Genomic DNA, 18,019 nt, shown 5'->3' with positions numbered 1-18,019 from the left:
GAAATGAAAAGTGTGGTGATAGAACAACCCAATCAACTTGTACTCGCCGACAGACCGTTACCACAACCGGCAGCGGGAGAAGTGCGCGTCAATGTGAAGCTGGCAGGAATCTGCGGTTCTGACAGCCATATCTACCGTGGGCATAACCCCTTCGCAAAATATCCGCGCGTTATCGGGCATGAATTTTTCGGTCTGATTGATGCTGTGGGTGAGGGGGTATCGCCGGAGCGAGTGGGTGAACGCGTGTCGGTTGATCCAGTGATCAGCTGCGGCCACTGCTACCCGTGTTCGATTGGTAAACCAAACGTATGTACGTCATTGGTTGTGTTGGGCGTACACCGTGATGGTGGGTTCAGTGAATACGCGGTTGTCCCGGCGGCGAATGCATGGCTCATTCCGGAAACCATTCCTGACGAGAACGCAGTGATGATTGAGCCTTTTACCATTGCGGCCAACGTCACTGGACAGGTGAACCCTATGGAACAGGATATTGCGCTGATTTATGGCGCAGGTCCGATGGGGCTGACCACTGTGCAGGCGTTAAAAGGCGTTTACAAGGTAAAGCAGGTCATTGTCGCAGACCGTATTGACGAACGTCTTGCTATGGCGCGCAACAGCGGTGCGGACTGGGTTATCAACAATAGCAAGCAATCCTTACAGGAGGCGCTGGCAGAGAAGGGGATCAAACCAACACTGATTGTGGATGCTGCCTGCCATCCGTCGATTTTGCAGGAAGCGATTGCGCTGGCATCACCTGCTGCGCGCATTGTGATTATGGGATTCTCCAGCGATCCCAGCCAGATTGTCCAGCAGGGCATTACCGGCAAAGAGCTATCCATTTTTTCATCGCGCCTCAATGCCGGGAAGTTCCCGGTGGTGATCGACTGGATGGAACGCGGGCTTATCGATCCCACCCGGTTAGTGACGCATAAATTTCACTATCAACATGTCACCGATGCGATTGAACTGTTCGAAAAAGACCAACGCAAGTGCTGTAAGGTCTTGTTAACGTTCAATTAAATACAATAACAATGCGGTTAAGCGGTACGCATATCCTTTTTTTCGAGATTGCGATTATGACACAAGTTAAAGCTGAAAGAACGACCTCGGATCTGGTAAAAGCGGCGGTGTCCGGCTGGTTGGGGACGGCGCTGGAATTTATGGATTTCCAGCTCTACTCACTCGGTGCGGCGCTGGTGTTTCATGAGATCTTTTTCCCGGAACAGTCGGCGGCAATGGCGCTGATTCTGGCAATGGGTACCTACGGGGCCGGGTATGTAGCGCGTATCATCGGGGCATTTATCTTCGGTAAAATGGGCGACCGGATTGGGCGTAAAAAAGTGCTGTTTATCACCATTACGATGATGGGGATTTGCACCACGCTTATCGGGGTGCTGCCGACCTATGCACAAATTGGTATTCTCGCGCCGGTTTTACTGGTCACGTTGCGCATTATTCAGGGACTGGGGGCCGGTGCGGAAATCTCCGGCGCGGGTACTATGCTTGCGGAGTATGCACCAAAAGGGAAACGCGGGGTGATCTCTTCACTGGTGGCAATGGGCACCAACTGCGGCACCCTAAGCGCAACGGCAATTTGGGCTGTGATGTTCTTCACGCTGGATCGTACTGAACTGCTGGCCTGGGGATGGCGTGTGCCGTTTATCGCAAGCGTAGTCGTGATGATCTTTGCAATCTGGCTGCGTATGAACCTGAAAGAAAGCCCTGTATTTGAACAAGTGCATGAAGGTGATCACGCTCCGGTCAAAACGCAGCCTGCGGAAACGGGGCTGGGCGCGATGTTTACCAGTAAGTCGTTCTGGCTGGCGACCGGGTTACGTTTTGGACAGGCAGGGAACTCTGGCCTGATCCAGACCTTTCTGGCGGGCTACCTGGTGCAGACCCTGCTGTTTGAAAAACGTATTCCCACCGATGCGCTGATGATCAGTTCCATCATCGGTTTTCTCACCATACCGCTGCTGGGGTGGTTGTCTGATAAGGTCGGGCGCCGTTTACCTTATATCTGCCTGTGCATTTCGGCGATTATTCTCGCGTACCCGATGATGTCGATTATCGTCGATAAGAGCTACAGCCCTGGCGTCATCATGTTGTCGATGATTGTCATCCATAACTTTGCTGTGCTGGGGCTGTTTGCCCTGGAAAACATCACCATGGCGGAGATGTTTGGCTCACGGAATCGTTTTACCCGTATGGCTATCTCCAAAGAAGCGGGCGGTCTGGTGGCGGTCGGTTTTGGCCCAGTACTGGCGGGGATCTTCTGTAATATGACCGGTTCCTGGTGGCCGATTGTGGTGATGCTGATCGTTTACTCACTGATTGGTCTCCTCTCTGCCGTATTGATGCCGGAAGTGCGCGACCGTGATTTGAATATTCTGGAAGATGCGGCCGAGCCGCAGATTGTGACAGATGCGCAGCGGTATTCTGGTTTACAACCTGGTCGTTAAACCATAATGCTGTCACATAACTTTTTTTTTGTATTACACCACTTCGGTAAAAGTTAACGTAAATCAATGTTTAGCTTCCAACAATTGGTATGGTGAACGACATAATTTTTTTCACCTTACTACCATTCTAGTTCATGTAGTCAGCAGGAGGCCGGAGCGTTCACCGCTACCAGCCTTCTGCGGACAGGGATTTTCGCTTTATCTATTAACGAGTCGCAACTATGGAAAATCAGTTACTACACGCGAAAGCAACACGTCCTCACTATCACCGCGACGCATTGCAGACGCGGATTGTGCACCTGGGTTTTGGCGCGTTTCACCGCGCGCACCAGTCCGTGTATGCCGATATTCTCGCGGCAGAGCACGGCAGTGATTGGGGTTACTGTGAAGTGAATCTGATCGGTGGCGAGCAACCAATCGCCGATTTGAAGCAGCAGGATAACCTCTACACCGTGGCGGAAATGTCAGCCGATGCATGGACTGCCCGCGTTGTGGGTGTGGTGAAACGAGCGCTTCATGCCCAGGTCGATGGTCTGGAGACGGTGCTGGCGGCGATGTGTGAGCCGCAAGTAGCGATTGTGTCGCTGACCATCACCGAGAAGGGCTACTGCCACTCTCCGGCGACGGGGAAACTGGTACTGGAAAACCCATTGATTGCTGCCGATTTGCAAAACCCACAGCAACCGAAATCCGCCGTGGGAGTGATTGTTGAAGCCCTGGCGCGTCGTAAGGCGGCGGGCCTGCCGGCCTTTACAGTGATGTCTTGCGATAACATGCCGGAAAATGGCCATATCACGCGCAATGTTGTCTGCGCTTATGCCCGCGCGGTGAATGCAGATCTGGCGGACTGGATCGAAGCGAATGTCACCTTCCCCTCCACAATGGTGGATCGCATTGTGCCTGCGGTGACAGCCGAAACGCTGGAGAAGATCGCGCAACTGACGGGCGTGCGCGATCCGGCGGGAGTGGCCTGTGAACCGTTCCGCCAGTGGGTGATCGAAGACAATTTTGTTGCTGGTCGTCCGGCCTGGGAAAAAGCGGGTGCCGAACTGGTAGCCGATGTGATCCCGTTTGAAGAGATGAAACTGCGCATGCTCAATGGCAGCCACTCATTCCTCGCGTATCTCGGCTATCTGGCCGGTTATCAGCACATTAATGAGTGCATGGAAGACGAGAATTACCGTCGCGCTGCCCACGCGCTAATGCTGAAAGAGCAGGCACCAACTCTGCAAGTGAAAGGCGTCGACCTGGCGCATTACGCCGACTTGTTGATTGCCCGCTACAGCAATACTGCGCTGCGCCATCGTACCTGGCAAATCGCTATGGACGGTAGCCAGAAACTGCCGCAGCGCATGCTGGACTCAGTGCGCTGGCATCGGGTTCATCAGCACGACTTCTCCTTGTTGGCGTTAGGTATCGCCGGCTGGATGCGTTACGTGGGCGGCGTGGACGAGAAGGGGCAGGCTATTGAAGTCAGCGATCCGTTGCTGCCAACCATCAACGCTGCGGTCAGCAGCAGTGCGCAGGGTGAAGCGCGCGTGCAGGCGCTGTTAGGCATCGAAGCGATTTTTGGCAATGAACTGCCGAAAGATGCGGTGTTTGTGGCTCAGGTGCAAAAAGCGTATCAGACGCTGCTCGAGAAAGGGGCAAAAGCAACGGTGGCGCAATACGCTGCGGCACTGTGATCGTTATGAATGCCGCCGCGGCGGCATTCTCACCATTTAGTGCAGGCCCAGGCGGATCAGTTCCACCGGTTCGAACTGGCCTTCACATCCTTCCACTTCCACCGTTTTACTGCGACGCACTTTGGCGGCATTTAATCCCTCTGCATGAATGGCAGTGATTTTACCGGTCCGGCCTGTGCCATTAATCATCACACGGCTGCCGACAGTAATAGGGTTACGGTTACGATCATAAGTCATCATGGTGGTTTCTCCTTGTTAACATCCGCAAAATCATCCGGGGCAGAAGACGTCCCCGCGACGGACTGTTTATCAATACGCCTCTGAGACGAGAAGTTTTTGCTTTTGATCAACATCACACTTTTTTACGGTAAAAAAATGCGTCTGCGGCGCAGGACAAGGAGAGGGGGGAATTACTCTTCGGTGAACCAGTCGCGATTTTCCTGGCGGATGGTGATCACCGACTCGCTGATCTCTTGCAAATGCAGTGTCATGGCACGATCAACCGCATCGGCATCGCGTTTTTCCAGCGCGGCGAAAATGTCCAGGTGCTGGCGCAGCAGCATTTCCGGCGGTGACACATGGTCGAGACTCATATAGCGCACACGGTCGATGGTCGCTTTAATGTTTTCGATGGTGTCCCAGGCGAGCTGACAATCGGCAATTTGCGCCAGCTTATGGTGGAAATTATCGTCCAGTTCAAAAAAATCGTTTAACTGCTTGCGTTCGATAGCCGTGCGCTGCTGATTCAGGTTTTGCTCTAACTGATAACAGGTGCTGTCTGTGACAAGCGTTGCTGCACGGCGGGCAACGGCACACTCAATCGCCTGGCGCACAAAACACCCGTTACGGACCTGTGTCATCGAAATTTTATTCACGTAGCTGCCGCGCTGCGGGCGGATCTGGATCAGGCCGTTTTCCGCCAGTTTAATAAAGGCTTCGCGGACCGGTTGACGCGAGACATCAAAGCGAACCGACACCTCTTTTTCCGATAACGGCGTGCCTGGCGGGATCAGACAATGCACAATATCCCGCCGAAGGATGCGGTAGATTTGTTGATTGACGGGTTGTGTGGGATTGAGTTGCGTTTCAGCAGCCATTCGCTCTTACTTTTTAAAGGGTTAACCTGTCTACCATACCATTTATTTAACCGACATCCCATACCCCGGCCCGCAGGCCGGGCGGGGGGTTACTCTTCGCGGTGCACGCTCAGCCCCGCATACGTCTGGCTGACAGGCATCATTTCCAGCGTGTTGATATTGACGTGCTTCGGTAAGGTGGCCACCCACCAAACCGCTTCGGTAACGTCTTCCGGCGTCAGTGCGGTGGTTTTCTCGTAAGTCTTGCTCGCTTTGTTATCGTCACCTTTAAAGCGCACATTCGAGAACTCTGTGCCGCCCACCAGGCCCGGCTCAATATTGGTCACGCGTACGCCCGTGCCATTCAGATCAGTACGCAGGTTCAGGCTGAACTGGCGCACAAACGCTTTACTGGCACCGTAAACGTTGCCGCCGGCATACGGCCAGCTCCCGGCGGTAGAACCAATGTTGATCACATGGCCGCGTTTACGCTCGACCATACCAGGCAACACCGCACGGGTCATATAAACGAGGCCTTTATTGTTGGTGTCGATCATTGTTTCCCAGTCGTCGATATTGGCCTTATGCGCCGGTTCCATGCCCAGCGCCAGCCCGGCGTTGTTGACCAGTACATCAATGTCGCGCCACTCAGCCGGCAGAGAAGTGATTAACGCCTCAATTGCCGCGCGGTTACGCACATCAAGTTGTGCCGTATACAGGTTGTCGCCCAGTTCGTCTTTTAACTCCTGCAAACGTTCCTGACGGCGTCCTGTGGCAATGACTTTGTGGCCGTTTTCAATAAAACGGCGGGTGATCCCCTCGCCAAAACCCGCTGTTGCTCCGGTAACCAGAATAATCATCTCACTGTTCCTCAACGCTTTTTGTGGTGATGTACCATAGCATGCGCTGCCGATAAGCGGTAACGCAAGTTATCCAGAAAAGAGTGTGGCAAAAAAAGCGGCGATGCGCGCAGACGGGATTAATGATTGCGATGCGCGCAGGGGATGCCTACTCTGAAGGAACTCACCGCATTCAGGAGCGAAATATGTCGGTTACCAATCCATTTTTTACCCCCAGCCCGCTGCCTTATCAGGCACCGCAGTTCGATGCAATCCAGCAGCAACACTATCGCCCGGCGTTTGACCAGGGAATGCAGCAAAAACGCAGCGAAATTGCGGCGATTACAGCGGATCCGGCAGCGGCGAGTTTTGATAACACCCTGCTGGCGCTGGAACGTAGCGGGCAGTTGCTCAATCAGGTATGTAATGTCTTTTTTGCCATGACCTCGGCTCATACCAATGATTATTTGCAACAGCTGGATGAGGCGTTTTCGGCGGAGCTGGCCGGGCTGGCGAATGATATCTACCTTGATGACACGCTGTTTGCCCGGGTCGATGCCGTGTGGCAGCAACGCCAAAGTCTGGGGCTGGATAGCGAGTCGCTGCGTCTGGTCGAAACGACCCGTCAGCGTTTTGTGCTGGCAGGCGCGTTACTCACGGAGGCTGATAAAACAACGCTTAAAGCGCTGAATACCGAAGCCGCAACACTGACCAGCCAGTTTAACCAACGCCTCCTGGCGGCAGACAAAGCCGGCGGTCTGGTGGTGGATTACGCGCATCAACTGGATGGATTAAGCGCACAGGAACTGGCTGTCGCGGCGGAGGCAGCAAAGGCGAAAGGGCTGGAAAACCGCTGGTTATTGTCGCTACTCAATACCACGCAACAACCGGCGCTGGCCTCGCTGCGCGACAGGCAAACACGGGAGAATCTGTTCACGGCCAGTTGGCTGCGTACGCAACGCGGTGACGCCAACGACACCCGTGAACTGGTGTTACGGCTGGCGGCGTTACGCGCGCAACAAGCGAAATTACTGGGCTTTGCTGACTTCGCCAGCTGGAAAATTGCCGACCAAATGGCGGAAACGCCACAGGCTGCACTGTCGTTTATGCGCGGAATTGCCCCTGCCGCGCGTGCCCGCGCCGAGCGCGAACTGGCGGATATACAGCAAGTCATCAACGATCAGCAGGGCGGTTTCTCTGCACAGGCATGGGACTGGGCGTTTTACGCCGAGCAGGTCCGGCTGGCGAAATACGCGCTGGATGAGTCGCAAATCAAACCCTATTTCGCGCTCAATACGGTGCTGACCGAAGGCGTGTTTTGGGCAGCCAGCGAGTTGTTTGGCATCCGTTTTCGCGAGCGTAAAGATATTCCGGTTTATCATCCCGATGTGCGCGTATGGGAGATTTTAGACGCAGATGGTAGCGGCATGGCACTGTTTTACGGTGATTTTTATGCCCGTGACTCAAAAAGCGGTGGTGCATGGATGGGCAATTTTATTGAACAATCCACGCTGCTGGCGACACAGCCCGTCATTTATAACGTCTGTAATTACCAGAAACCTGCCGACGGTCAGGCCGCGTTACTCTCCTGGGATGAGGTGATCACCCTGTTCCATGAGTTTGGCCACACCCTGCATGGTCTGTTCGCCAGCCAGCGTTATGCCTCGCTCTCCGGCACCAATACGCCACGCGACTTTGTCGAGTTTCCCTCGCAGATCAATGAGCACTGGGCCAGTCATCCGCAGGTCTTTGCGCGTTATGCGTTACACCACATAACCGGTGAGCCGATGCCGGAAGCGCTCCGCGAAAAAATGCTGCGTGCAACCCGCTTTAACAAAGGCTACGAGATGACGGAGTTACTTAGCGCTGCTTTGCTGGATATGAACTGGCATAGTCTGGCTGATGGCGAGGCGGTGACAGACGTAGACAGCTTTGAACAACAGGCGATTCGCAAAGAGAAACTCGATCTGGCGGCGGTGCCGCCGCGCTACCGGAGCAGCTATTTCGCGCACATCTTTGGTGGGGGGTATGCCGCCGGGTATTACGCCTATTTATGGACGCAAATGCTGGCAGACGATGGCTATCAATGGTTTGTTGAGCAGGGCGGTTTAAGCCGAGCCAATGGTCAGCGTTTCCGCGAGGCGATTTTATCCCGAGGTAACAGTGACGATCTGGCCGATCTTTATCGCCAGTGGCGCGGGCACGATCCGGCGATCGAACCGATGCTAAAAAATCGGGGCCTGAGCGAATAATATTTCACCCTGAGCTACCGGGCACAGTGCCCGGTAGTATTCCTCTCAGGCTGCACGCAGCCAGGCTTGTTTGATCTCTTTCACTTCAGCGAGTAACGCCAGCGTTTTGCCTTCATCCTGGGTGAAATCAACCAGAAAATAACGGTTGACCCTTTTCAGCCAGTTCACCAGATTCGGTGCATCCCACCAGGCAAGATCCAGCAAAGCCTCGATCACTTTTTCCGAAAAACGAAAACGCACCAGTCGTGCCGGGCTACCGACGTAAATGCCATACGGTTCGGAAGTGAAGTTTGGTGGCAGTAGCGAACGGGCACCGACAATACAGCCGTCTTCAATGGTTCCGCCGCCGAGCATCATCACTTCATCACCGATCCAGACATCATTTTTGATGACGGAATCACCGTATTGCGGTAAGACCGGGCTTTGCAAATCCGGATGCTGGAAAGAGATGATCGACGTGGACATGGCACGCGTCTCATGCTGCCCGTTAAGAATAAACCGCAGTCGTAATCCGCCAGAAACAAACCGGCCCACGCGCAATGCCTGCGCATTGCTGTCGTATTTTGCGATCGAACCGACACCAAAACCGGAGCATTTACCGATTTGCATATGGCCGATTTCTGACGCATCACCCAGCCAGTTTTGAAAAAATCCCTTCGGCAACGTACTGAAAAGACCGTCCTGGTAAGCGAGCACATCAAATTTTTCCGCCAGCGGATGGTCGGGTGAAAAACCCAGACAATCGTTATCCGTATCAATGTTCATACATAACCCGTGAGCAATAAAAAAAGAGAAAAGGCCGTTCAAAATGTTTAGCGGGCGAATGGTTATGCAATAGCCAGATCGGATCAAGGGCAGAATTTGGTGGGGAAACTGATGCCATGCCCTGTTGACAGGCCCTGTACCTGCTTGCACAAGTATCAAAACACTTTAAAAAGTTACATAACGTGGGGAGATATTGACCTGTTTCATGTCGGCGCAATACCGTGAGGCGTGGTGATGAATCCCCCTGCGCGGAGGGGCTACCAGTCAGACCTTTTTGGGGTAAGGCGGGTTTGCGGGCTGGAGCAGACTCACCGGGAGGCACCCGGCATCACCGTAATCTGTACAGCCAGAGACCTGTTCTGTGGTCTGGTCTCTGGCTGCATTCACGCATTACCGTCACGATCGCCTACCTGCCAATATTCATGGGTTTTAAGGATATCCTTAAAGGCCACCTGTTCTGCGCCGATAGTCCTGAATATTTGATTTCATTTGGCTGTGAAAATAATTATTCAGGGTAGGGAACTCCGATGGCTGTTATCAATACCAATACACTCTCATTGATAAACCAGAATAACCTCAGTAAATCGCAAGCGGCGTTGGGTACCTCGATTGAGCGTTTATCCTCGGGGTTGCGTGTTAACAGTGCGAAAGATGATGCCGCCGGGCAGGCCATCGCTAACCGCTTCTCCTCAAATATCAACGGCATGGGCGTTGCCGCACGAAACGCGAACGACGCAATTTCGCTGGCGCAAACCGCAGAAGGGGCGCTGAGTGAAATCAATAACAACTTGCAGCGTATTCGTGATTTGACGCTACAGGCACAAAACAGCACCAATTCAGCTTCCGATATTGACTCTATCCAGGCAGAAGTGAACGAGCGCATGGCAGAGATCAACCGCGTGACCACGCAGACGGATTTCAACGGCATCAAAATACTGGATACCTCTTCCGGTACTTTCAGCTACGGTTTTCATGTGGGTACCGATGATGGCGAAGCGATCACCATCAGCATGGGCAGTAGCGACAGTTACAACTTAGGTGCCAGTTCCGGCAATATTCGCGATGTGTCGGGGGATTTTATCAACGGCAATGCCCGCAGCACCAAAGCAGAAGGTTTTGACGTGTTAAAAGGCGCAGTCTCTTCTGGCGGTATGACCAGCGGCACGCCACTGGCGGCGCTCGACGAGGCGATCAAGGCAGTCGATACTCAGCGTAGCGCTTTAGGTGCTTACCAGAATCGGTTTGAGTCGGTGATCAGCAATTTAACCCATGCCGCAAACAATCTCTCGTCGGCGCGTAGCCGCATTCTGGACTCGGACTACGGGACGGAGGTGTCGACGATGTCGCGGGCGCAAATATTGCAGCAGGCTGGTAGCTCAGTGCTGGCGCAGGCCAATCAGGTACCGCAAACCATGCTATCCTTACTGCGGTAAGCCCTTCTTTCAGCTTATTCAGTTGTTAAAGTGTGGGCTACCTCACAGTTACGCCATAGCGTTATCCGCCTCATTACGCCAAATTAAAAGACCCAATTTTGGAGCTTAACATTCCGTGGCATGACACAGGCATTCAGTGAATGACTGTGTTACTGTCGAATGCTATTTGAGCAACTGAGGTAACCGACATGAGCAAAAATGTAGTGGTAATTCGCGCCGGTGGTAAGGTTGAAAACGTGACCGTGGAAGACAATGCAAAGTCGGTCACGTTTAAAAATGAGCAAAGTGCATTCCTCGAAATCCCGATTGAAAGCTGGGAACTGGATGGCGAAACGTTCCTTGTCGCCCGGTTTTCAGACCTGGTCACCCAACAAGAAACTGAGCAGGCCATTCGTCAATTCTACTGATTACTGCCGCCTGCGGGCGGCTTTCACTGCCAGAAGCGGAGAGGTACATGGAATATCAACCTGAAGTGCCAGAAGTCGTCACCCCCACTATCAGTACCCAGGACAGCGCATTATCTCATCTGGTGTCCTGCGCGAATTTGGGCGCAGGCATGGTGGTCACGCTGGTCGTCGACGGTCAGGTAGTGGCCGGTGAACTGGTTTCTGGTTATGAATATGCGTTATTTACGGCGCGCGCAATCCGGTCTGTTGCCGGCGATGAAACAGTGACAAATTCTATTGCCCGTTTCTTTGACGATCTGGCCGAAGATTATCGTGTCGAAGACGACCACGTTATTCCACTTAATTATTTACATATTAAAGATCCGTCATGGATGACCGGTAATGCGGGCTGGACAAGTGTGAAAGGCACAATATTGCGTGTGCATATTGCGAAAGTCAGTGGCTTCTCTTTAGGTAAAGCCAAAAACGCGTAAATATAAACGTAAAAAGGGCCTCTCTGAGAGGCCCGCACTAGACGACTTTTTTGGGCCACCGTCTCCTGCGTGGCACGGATATACAGGATTTTATTGTAAGTCTCGTCCCACAAACGGAACAAATAGCACCATGTGGTTGCTGTTGACCCGGGCAGAACGTTGTGAATAAAAACTTTTGGCTGCTGCAAACCGGGCATTGAAATCTAATATTGGGGATAACCCCTCCGGTCTGTTAAGTGGAGCCATGACGTTATCACAATAAGCTCATTCTGAAAGATATATCGTCTGGAATTTCAATAGCAAAACGTTTCGCCCGCCCGCTAAAAATCTCACGATCTCCCTGAACACAAGGCCATGGCGGGAAAAAATAGCGTTCGTGTTGAGGTGCTCGTTTAATGTTTGTTGATGGTGGCGATGCTAAATTGCTCAGTGATCCGTTAACCCGCAGTATGAGTTAGCGCGTAAAGCAAAACACAAATCTATCCATGCAAGCATTGACCGCCGATTTCTGGCGGTTTTTTTTATTCAGTTGCGGTAAGAAAAAACGGCCTCTTACGTGTTTGCATAAGAGGCCGTCGCGGCGGGGGAGTATCGCTGTTCATCAGTCATCCCATTTGTGACTAAAATAAGCAGCCAGGAAACCAGAGAACAAAATAATTCCCAGCACTGCCATAAATACATGCATATTTCCGATCATATCTAAACCTCCATCTTTATTAACTGCTGACCTCTCAAACATTAATATTTCGCGATGGAGCAATAATAACCCGTAGAAGTTAAATAAAAGCTGAATAATGTTAATTATTTCGCAGGGACAGTAAATTTTTTGCGATAAGTCGCCGGGGAAATACCATGATGCTGGCGAAAGTGATGACGGAACGAGGCGGCGTTGGTAAAGCCGCTATGCCCGGCGACCAGTTCAATACTCATACGTGAGCGGGTCAGTAGATCCTGCGCACGTTGCAAGCGCTCCTGTAAAATCCAGCGCTGCGGCGTGGTGCCGGTGGCATCCTGGAAACGGCGCAAAAAGGTGCGCGGACTCATGCCGGCACGCTGTGCCAGCGAGGAAACGGTGTGGTTTTGCGCCAGTTGCTGATGAAGAAAGTCGAACAGTTGGCCCAGCTGTTTGCTCTCGCGTGTGCGGGCGACCGGGCGGGTCAGTTGCTGGGTTTGTGAACCATCGCGGTGTGGCTGCACTACCAGTCGTTGCGCCACGCGGTTGGCTATCTCCATCCCGTAATCCTCGCGCACCACATGCAGGCAAAGATCAATCCCCGCCGCGCTGCCGGCAGAAGTCATCACTGTGCCTTCATCGTAATAAAGGGCATCTTCCAGCACCTCAATTGCCGGGTAGTGTTCGCGTAACAGCGCGGTATAGCGCCAGTGGGTGGTGGCTTTTCGCCCGTTCAGCAACCCGGCTGCGGCCAGCACAAACACGCCGGAACAGATGGAAATAATGCGGCAACCGCGCTGATTTGCCGCCAGCAGCGCGGCGCACAATTGCGGCGGTACCGGCGTTTGCGCGCCGCGCCAGCCGGGAACGACAATCGTATCGGCCCCGGCAAGCAACTCAAGCCCGCCTTCCGCCACCACCCGCACGCCGCCGGTGGCCTGCAGTTCGCCCTCATCGACCGCCGCTACCGCAAAGCTGTACCAGTTGTCGCCCATCTCCGGACGCGGCAGACCAAAAATCTCCACGGCGACGCCAAATTCAAATGTACACAGCCCGTCATAGGCGAGCGTTACTACCCGGTGGCGTACCGGTTCCTGTCGTGAAATTGTCATTTTCCTGGTGTTATCTGGCATAAAGAGGGGCAGTGAAGTTGTGCTGTTATGGGTAGATTAGTGGTACCACAAACAAGGAGAAAGCACTATATGAGCTATGTAACTGAGATCCCCGCGGCTTCGCCAGAAGACGCCGCCAGCCATTTTATGCATCGCCTGAGTATGGAGACAGATTGCGCGGATGTGCACCACGCCCTGACGCACCATGAACAGGATTTCGTGTTATTGCACGTCGTGGGGAGCGAGGAAGCGTTCGCCCGCCGCCATGTACCGGGCGCGCTACATTTGCCGCACAGCCAGATGACCCCGGAGCGTATGGCGCAGTGGCCGGCGGATACCCTGTTTGTGGTCTACTGTGCCGGGCCGCATTGCAACGGTGCCGATCGCGCGGCGCTGAAACTGGCGCGTATGGGGCTGCCGGTGAAGATTATGCTTGGCGGCATCACGGGCTGGGAAGATGAGGGTTACACCTTTGCCCGCGGCAGCAGCATGGAGTCTGCTTAAGCGCGGAACTTTCATCTTCCGTTACGGAAGATGAATTTTCCTCATGTCCCGTGAATTTTTCTCGTTTGCCGCTTCCCGCCCGGTGTGACATGTTATTTGGACATTTAGCCATCCAGAAGTCTAAATATTCAAATAATGAATTATCACGCCGGGCAACCATCTTCCCTGGCGCACGAGGAGAGTAATATGCAGCGACATCAGGCCCCGTTCCGCGCAGACGTAGTCGGCAGTTTTTTACGTCCGGACGCTATTAAACAGGCGCGTACGCAGTTTGCGCAGGGGGAGATCACCGCGCAACAGCTGCGCCGTGTGGAGGATGATGCGATTCGTCAGGTGGTTGAACAGCAATGTGCCTGCGGTCTGCATGTGGTCACCGACGGTGAGTTTCGCCGTGCATGGTGGCATTTCGACTTCTTCGATGGTTTGCAGGGGGTGGAACGTTACGATGCCGACAAAGGGATCCAGTTTAACGGTGTTCAAACCAAGGCGCACGGCGTGCGGGTCACGGCAAAACTGGCCTTTGGCGATCACCCAATGCTGGATGATTTCCGTTACCTGAAAAGCATCAGCGGCAATGCGCAGCCGAAAATGACCATTCCCAGCCCCAGCGTGCTGCATTTCCGTGGCGGGCGTAAAGATATCGATGCCACGGTGTACCCGCAACTGGATGCCTACTTTGACGATCTCGCTACCACCTGGCGCGATGCGATCCACGCCTTTTATGCAGCGGGATGCCGGTACCTGCAACTGGATGATACCGTCTGGGCTTATCTGTGCTCGGACGATCAGCGCCGTCAGATCCGCGAACGTGGCGACGATCCGGATGAACTGGCACGGATTTATGCCCGGGTGATCAACAAAGCGCTGGAAGGGAAACCCGAGGATTTGACCATCGGTCTGCATGTTTGTCGCGGGAACTTCCGTTCCACCTGGATCTCCGAAGGCGGTTACGAGCCGGTGGCGGAAGTGCTGTTCGGCAGCGTCAACGTCGACGCCTTTTTCCTTGAATATGACAATGACCGTTCCGGTGATTTTGCGCCGTTGCGTTTTGTCCGCCCGGGTAAACAGCAGGTCGTCCTGGGGCTTATCACGACTAAAAACGGCGAGCTTGAAAACCCGGAAGGGGTCAAAGCGCGTATTCAGGAAGCGGCAAAATTTGTCGACATCAACCAGATTTGCCTCAGCCCGCAGTGTGGCTTTGCCTCAACCGAAGAGGGCAACACCCTGACACCTGATCAGCAATGGGAGAAAATCCGTCTTGTAACCTCGATTGCGGAACAAGTGTGGTAAGCCTGAGCGCGAAGCGATCCTGGCATCGCGAACCTGCGGGGGCTTACCCCGCGTAACGTTAACCCGGTACGCTCACGCGTTACCGGGTTACGCTGTTATTGCGGCTGCATGACACCCCAGGGGCGGATTTGCATGCCACGGATCATCATCATCCAGGCCAGCACAATGGTGACCATCAGGATGATAAACAGTGACCAGGCTGGCAGGGTCGTCAGAATGATCCCGGTCAGCAAGGGGTTCATGGCGGCGCCGAGCCAGCCCAGTGCCTGCGCCGAGAAGTAGGTGGCTTTCATCCCCGCCGGGGCGATGTTATCGATCAAAAGATATTCGCCTGGTGCGTAGATAACTTCACCCAACGTAAAGACAGCGGCCGAGAAGCCCCATAGCCATAAGTTATTGCCAGAGCACATAAAACCGGCCAGACCGAGTACAAAGCAGACCGTACCGGTAGCCATCAGCGGGCGCAGGTTTGTCGCATTCAGTTTGCGGCCAACGGCGTACTGCAGCGTCACGACCACGGCGGCGTTGACCGGTAACACTACGGCGACCACGCGCTCGGCAAAAGTGCTGTCTGCCACTGCCATGACATATTGGGAGAGGCAAGAAGCAAACGAACCTGCGACGAACGAGGCGAGAAAACCCGACAGAGTAAACCAGCCCAGGGCTCTGTCTTTCAACAATACGGACGGATTCCACGCCACCGGGCCGCCCAGGCTGTCGCCCACAGCCACACGACGCACAAAGAGTTGTATAAACACCAGCGGGAACGCAGCGCACACCGCTGCCAGCCAGAAGGGCAGATTAATGCTCTGCATCACCAGCAGGGTGCCGATCGGCGGACCCACCGTCCAGCCGATGTTAAGAAAGGTGTAATTCAGCGAGAAGATTTTGGCTTTCGCTGTCGGCGTGAGGGTGTCCGCAAAATAGGCTTTCAGCACGGTTGAAAAGACGGAGTAGGCGCAGTTGATCAGCGAAAAGAAGAGCACTACCAGCCAGGCGTGATGCACCAGCGGAATCGCAGCGAAACCGGCAATAAACGCGGTGATGGCCAGCAGCATGTAGCGCTTTTTATCGAACTTGTCTGCCAGCATGCCAAAGCCGAGGCTGAACAGTACGCCGATTGTTAAGGCGAGCGTCATCGCATAGCCGATTTGATCCACCGCCATCGCATACTGCCGATTGAGGTAAATGGTCATAAACGGCAGCGTGGCGCCGCGACCGATGGTCAATAAAAGTGATGATGCCAGTAAGGCGGCGGTGGAGCGTGTTTGCGTTGGACTCATTGACGTACCCGACATGCATGTTGTTATAGTTTTTTGTGATGTATACAGCAATAACATGCATAAAGTGCGAAGTACACCCGCAGATTTGTCGTCAGATGCACAAACTGACCTACCTGATTTAATGATCTGTCACTGTACATTTTTTTGCGTTAACGTAAATTTTTTACAAAATTTTAAACAACACAGGGGAGAAGCATGTCGCGTAAAGATGTCCTGCTGGCGATGCTGGTCGTGGTGGCGTGGGGACTCAATTTTGTGGTGATCAAAGTGGGTCTGCATAACATGCCGCCACTCCTGCTGGCCGGTTTACGCTTTGTACTGGTGGCTTTTCCGGCCCTGTTATTTGTGGCCAGGCCCAAAGTGCCGATGCGTTTGCTGCTCGGTTACGGTCTGACGATCAGTTTCGGGCAGTTTGCGTTTTTGTTCTGCGCCATCAAATTCGGCATGCCTGCCGGGCTGGCATCGCTGGTGCTACAGGCGCAGGCCTTCTTCACCATCATTCTGGGTGCCGGGGTGTTTGGCGAGCGCTTACAGGCAAAACAGCTGGCCGGTATTTCGCTGGCAATTGTGGGCGTGCTGGTGCTGATTGAAGCCAGCCTGAGCGGTCAGCATGTGCCACTTCTGGGCTTTATGCTCACCCTGGCGGGCGCCTTTAGCTGGGCCTGCGGCAATATCTTCAACAAGAAAATTATGCAACACACCTCCCGGCCGGCGGTGATGTCGCTGGTCGTCTGGAGTGCGCTGGTGCCGGTTGTCCCGTTTATGGTGGCCTCTCTGGTGTTCGATGGCCCGGCGGTGATCCTGCAAAGTCTGGTCAGTATTGATGGCACTACGCTGTTGTCGCTGGTGTATCTGGCGTTTATTGCCACCATTCTTGGCTACGGTATTTGGGGCACACTGCTGGGGCGTTACGAAACCTGGCGTGTCGCGCCGCTGTCGCTTCTGGTGCCGGTGGTTGGCATGGCCAGTGCAGCGGTACTGCTTGGTGAGACGCTCTCTGTGCTGCAACTGATTGGGGCGGTGTTAGTGATGGCAGGGCTGTATATTAATGTCTTCGGTTTTCGTCTGCGCCGGGCGGTACAGGCAGGATAAAAAAGCCCCGCACGAAGCGGGGCTACACGATTAGCCGCGCTGATTGTAGTAAGGCACGCCTAATTCGTCGGATTTGTCGCTTCCCGCGCCCATATGATTAAAGTCATACGGAGAGGTTTGCTGGGCGCTGGGTAAAATCATCACATTGCGCGCATTTTGTTGCGCCGGATGACTGAACTGCTCCGCATAACTCTGGCCGGATACCAGCACCATCAGGGTGACGGCGGCACAGGCAATACGTTTCATACTTTCCTCGATACGTCTTAAAACAGGCGATTAGCAAATACAGTGATTGAGTGGCAGTAAATACCGGGATTCTGCAGGCATATCCGTCACCCGGAACTTATGCGGTGGCACGTCAAAATAGTTCTTAAACGTGCGGGTCAGGGTTTGTTGCGATTCAAACCCATAACGTTCCGCCAGATACAGGATCGGTTCGTTGCTCTCCTTGAGCTTTTGTGCAATTTCCGTCAGCTTGCGGCTGCGAATGTATTGACCCAGCGAATGACCAGTCTCTTTTTTAAACATCCGTTGCAGGTGCCACTTAGAATAGCCTGAACGTTCTGACACCTTTTCCAGCGACAGCGGCGACTCCAGGTTATCCTCGATCCAGTCCAAAATGCTATGAATAGTAATAGCGTCAGTATTGCGTCTGGACATCGTCATACCTCTT

19 protein-coding genes are annotated in these 18,019 nt (G+C 53.7%); 10 read left to right on the top strand and 9 right to left on the bottom strand.

The genetic code is table 11. From position 1 onward, the window contains the following. The first annotated feature begins 3 nt into the window (after positions 1 to 3). The 3 genes from ACUY4S_RS12845 to ACUY4S_RS12835 all read left to right on the top strand — a co-directional run bounded on the left by ACUY4S_RS12845 (position 4) and on the right by ACUY4S_RS12835 (position 4,147). Positions 4 to 1,020, top strand: coding sequence for a Zn-dependent oxidoreductase (locus tag ACUY4S_RS12845; protein WP_458022382.1), 1,017 nt, complete (start codon positions 4 to 6; stop codon positions 1,018 to 1,020). Positions 1,021 to 1,076: 56 nt separating this feature from the next. Then, a complete protein-coding gene (locus ACUY4S_RS12840) occupies positions 1,077 to 2,462 on the top strand; it encodes an MFS transporter (RefSeq protein WP_312686205.1) in 1,386 nt (461 codons plus the stop codon). A gap of 221 nt (positions 2,463 to 2,683) precedes the next feature. Beyond that, positions 2,684 to 4,147 (top strand): mannitol dehydrogenase family protein, encoded by a 1,464-nt coding sequence (locus ACUY4S_RS12835; protein WP_458022381.1) that lies wholly within the window; start codon positions 2,684 to 2,686, stop codon positions 4,145 to 4,147. Positions 4,148 to 4,183: 36 nt separating this feature from the next. On the opposite strand, the gene ydfZ is transcribed toward ACUY4S_RS12835, so the two are convergent. The 3 genes from ydfZ to ydfG form a co-directional block, all read right to left on the bottom strand. Further along, positions 4,184 to 4,387, bottom strand: a complete 204-nt coding sequence (ydfZ, locus tag ACUY4S_RS12830; protein ID WP_312686211.1) for a putative selenium delivery protein YdfZ — start codon at positions 4,385 to 4,387, stop codon at positions 4,184 to 4,186. A 170-nt stretch (positions 4,388 to 4,557) separates the two neighbouring features. Continuing rightward, positions 4,558 to 5,244: a GntR family transcriptional regulator gene (locus ACUY4S_RS12825; RefSeq protein ID WP_458022380.1), complete on the bottom strand. Its 687-nt coding sequence runs from the start codon at positions 5,242 to 5,244 to the stop codon at positions 4,558 to 4,560. An 89-nt stretch (positions 5,245 to 5,333) separates the two neighbouring features. Continuing rightward, the gene (ydfG, locus tag ACUY4S_RS12820) at positions 5,334 to 6,083 is read right to left on the bottom strand and encodes a bifunctional NADP-dependent 3-hydroxy acid dehydrogenase/3-hydroxypropionate dehydrogenase YdfG (RefSeq protein ID WP_312686215.1); all 750 of its coding nucleotides are present in this window, start codon (positions 6,081 to 6,083) and stop codon (positions 5,334 to 5,336) included. 185 nt (positions 6,084 to 6,268) lie between these two features. On the opposite strand from ydfG, the gene dcp reads away from it, so the two are divergent. Then, positions 6,269 to 8,314, top strand: coding sequence for a peptidyl-dipeptidase Dcp (gene dcp / locus ACUY4S_RS12815; RefSeq protein ID WP_312686217.1), 2,046 nt, complete (start codon positions 6,269 to 6,271; stop codon positions 8,312 to 8,314). 45 nt (positions 8,315 to 8,359) lie between these two features. Here dcp and ACUY4S_RS12810 read toward each other — a convergent pair whose 3' ends face one another. Next, positions 8,360 to 9,079 (bottom strand): LbetaH domain-containing protein, encoded by a 720-nt coding sequence (locus ACUY4S_RS12810; RefSeq protein WP_312686218.1) that lies wholly within the window; start codon positions 9,077 to 9,079, stop codon positions 8,360 to 8,362. Positions 9,080 to 9,606: 527 nt separating this feature from the next. Here ACUY4S_RS12810 and ACUY4S_RS12805 point away from each other — a divergent pair. The 3 genes from ACUY4S_RS12805 (at position 9,607) to ACUY4S_RS12795 (ending at position 11,392) form a co-directional block, all read left to right on the top strand. Continuing rightward, positions 9,607 to 10,512, top strand: a complete 906-nt coding sequence (locus ACUY4S_RS12805; RefSeq protein WP_312686220.1) for a flagellin N-terminal helical domain-containing protein — start codon at positions 9,607 to 9,609, stop codon at positions 10,510 to 10,512. Between the two features lie 188 nt (positions 10,513 to 10,700). Beyond that, positions 10,701 to 10,919: a hypothetical protein gene (locus ACUY4S_RS12800; protein ID WP_312686221.1), complete on the top strand. Its 219-nt coding sequence runs from the start codon at positions 10,701 to 10,703 to the stop codon at positions 10,917 to 10,919. A 47-nt stretch (positions 10,920 to 10,966) separates the two neighbouring features. Next, complete coding sequence (locus tag ACUY4S_RS12795; protein ID WP_312686224.1) at positions 10,967 to 11,392, top strand: GvpU-like protein; 426 nt, start codon at positions 10,967 to 10,969, stop codon at positions 11,390 to 11,392. A gap of 601 nt (positions 11,393 to 11,993) precedes the next feature. On the opposite strand, the gene mgtS is transcribed toward ACUY4S_RS12795, so the two are convergent. Together mgtS and ftrA are read right to left on the bottom strand one after the other, a co-directional pair. After that, entirely contained in the window at positions 11,994 to 12,089 is a 96-nt protein-coding gene (mgtS, locus tag ACUY4S_RS12790; RefSeq protein WP_312686227.1) for a protein MgtS, read from the bottom strand. A gap of 104 nt (positions 12,090 to 12,193) precedes the next feature. Further along, positions 12,194 to 13,198, bottom strand: a complete 1,005-nt coding sequence (gene ftrA, locus ACUY4S_RS12785; RefSeq protein WP_312686229.1) for a transcriptional regulator FtrA — start codon at positions 13,196 to 13,198, stop codon at positions 12,194 to 12,196. Between the two features lie 69 nt (positions 13,199 to 13,267). Here ftrA and ACUY4S_RS12780 point away from each other — a divergent pair, with 69 nt between their 5' ends. Then, positions 13,268 to 13,681: a rhodanese-like domain-containing protein gene (locus ACUY4S_RS12780; RefSeq protein WP_458022379.1), complete on the top strand. Its 414-nt coding sequence runs from the start codon at positions 13,268 to 13,270 to the stop codon at positions 13,679 to 13,681. A gap of 186 nt (positions 13,682 to 13,867) precedes the next feature. Next, positions 13,868 to 14,971: a cobalamin-independent methionine synthase II family protein gene (locus tag ACUY4S_RS12775; RefSeq protein ID WP_458022378.1), complete on the top strand. Its 1,104-nt coding sequence runs from the start codon at positions 13,868 to 13,870 to the stop codon at positions 14,969 to 14,971. A 95-nt stretch (positions 14,972 to 15,066) separates the two neighbouring features. On the opposite strand, the gene ydeE is transcribed toward ACUY4S_RS12775, so the two are convergent. Beyond that, positions 15,067 to 16,254 carry an efflux MFS transporter YdeE gene (gene ydeE, locus ACUY4S_RS12770; RefSeq protein WP_458022377.1) on the bottom strand — a complete coding sequence of 396 codons (1,188 nt, stop codon included), beginning with the start codon at positions 16,252 to 16,254 and terminating at the stop codon, positions 15,067 to 15,069. 195 nt (positions 16,255 to 16,449) lie between these two features. On the opposite strand from ydeE, the gene eamA reads away from it, so the two are divergent. Beyond that, complete coding sequence (gene eamA / locus ACUY4S_RS12765; RefSeq protein WP_312686237.1) at positions 16,450 to 17,346, top strand: O-acetylserine/cysteine exporter; 897 nt, start codon at positions 16,450 to 16,452, stop codon at positions 17,344 to 17,346. Between the two features lie 30 nt (positions 17,347 to 17,376). Here eamA and marB read toward each other — a convergent pair whose 3' ends face one another. Together marB and marA are read right to left on the bottom strand one after the other, a co-directional pair. Then, a complete protein-coding gene (marB, locus tag ACUY4S_RS12760; RefSeq protein WP_312686239.1) occupies positions 17,377 to 17,592 on the bottom strand; it encodes a multiple antibiotic resistance protein MarB in 216 nt (71 codons plus the stop codon). Positions 17,593 to 17,622: 30 nt separating this feature from the next. After that, entirely contained in the window at positions 17,623 to 18,006 is a 384-nt protein-coding gene (gene marA / locus ACUY4S_RS12755; RefSeq protein ID WP_312686240.1) for an MDR efflux pump AcrAB transcriptional activator MarA, read from the bottom strand. Positions 18,007 to 18,019 lie beyond the last annotated feature (13 nt).

This window comes from Kosakonia beeri (assembly GCF_054165705.1).
The sequence above is the reverse complement of the archived record's forward strand: the minus strand, read 5'-3'. Positions and strand labels throughout refer to the sequence as shown.